General features: G+C 68.0%; 1 protein-coding gene. It reads right to left on the bottom strand.

Annotated elements, in window-relative coordinates:
• Positions 1 to 1097 (bottom strand): serine/threonine-protein kinase (locus HR086_RS46930; RefSeq protein ID WP_174468919.1); only part of this gene is annotated, 1097 nt, incomplete at its 3' end.
• Positions 1098 to 1242 lie beyond the last annotated feature (145 nt).

Raw genomic sequence — 1242 nt, 5'->3', positions numbered from 1 at the left:
GGGCCGGAGTTGGTGTTGACGGTGGGCGGCTCGGGGGCCTCGGGGACGCTGTTGGAGCCGCCCATGGCCAGCATCGCCGCCACGCTCGTCTCGCCCGTGGTGTCGCCCGTGGGGCCCGCGATGAGCAACTGGCGCGTCTGCTCGCGCCGGTCGGCGAAGAGGCGGCGCATCACCTCGCTGCTCTGCTCGGGGTGCCAGATGAGCGGGCCCACCGCGCGCTCCAGGGCGCGGGCGAACTCCAGCGTGGAGGCGTAGCGGTCCTCACGGCGCTTCGACAGCGCGCGCAGGACGATGGCGTCCAGCTCCGGCGGTATCTGCTTGTTGGCGCGTGAAGGCGGCGTCACCTCGCACTTCAGCACCGCGTTCATCATCGCCTCGGCCTGCTTCGCGTAGAACAACCGCATGCCGGTGAGCAGCTCGTGCAGCACCACGCCCAGGCTGAACAAGTCGCTGCGGGCATCCAGGGGCTCGCCCATGATCTGCTCGGGCGACATGTAGCCGCTGGTGCCCTTCACCATGCCCACCGCGGTGCGGCTGGCGCGCGCCAGGCTCTTGGCGATGCCGAAGTCCAACAGCTTGGTGACGCCCTCGTACGTCACCATGATGTTCTTCTCGGCCACGTCCCGGTGGATGACGGGCGAGGGGTGGCCGAGCGGGTCCGTGAAGGTGTGCGCGTAGTGCAGCGCCACGGCCGTGTCCCGCACCGCCATCAGGCTGAAGCCCACGGGGATGGGGTGGCTGGCCTGCCGACACGCGCGCGCCACCTCCACCAGCGTGGCCCCCGGCACGAACTCCATGGCCAGGAACAGCTCGCCCTCGGCGATGTCCAGGTCGAACACCTGGGCGATGTGCGGGTGGTTGAACGCGGCCGTCACCTTGGCCTCGTCCAGGAACATCCGGATGAACTCTTCCTCGCCTCGGATGTCCGGCAGAATCTGCTTGAGCACCACCAACTTGCGGAAGCCGGCGAGTCCCCGCTGCGACGCTAGGAAGATCTCCGCCATCCCGCCCGTGGATAGGCGGCTGAGAACCTCATACTTACCCAGCGACCGGCCCTTGGAGGCATCCGGCGCGAGCGGCAGCGTCGTCCCACTCATCGGAAGGTGCCCAATCTACACTGGCACCCGGACGGACGCGAAAGTCAGGGTCGAAGAAAAGTCCACGAATATCGACATCTCTGACTTTTCTGTGAATTCGCGATGTCACTCCTCGGGTGGGGAGCGGCGGCGTGCGGGGGAGGCG

The organism is Myxococcus sp. CA039A (assembly GCF_013336645.1).
Taxonomy (GTDB): Bacteria; Myxococcota; Myxococcia; order Myxococcales; family Myxococcaceae; genus Myxococcus; species Myxococcus llanfairpwllgwyngyllgogerychwyrndrobwllllantysiliogogogochensis.
The sequence above is the reverse complement of the archived record's forward strand: the minus strand, read 5'-3'. Positions and strand labels throughout refer to the sequence as shown.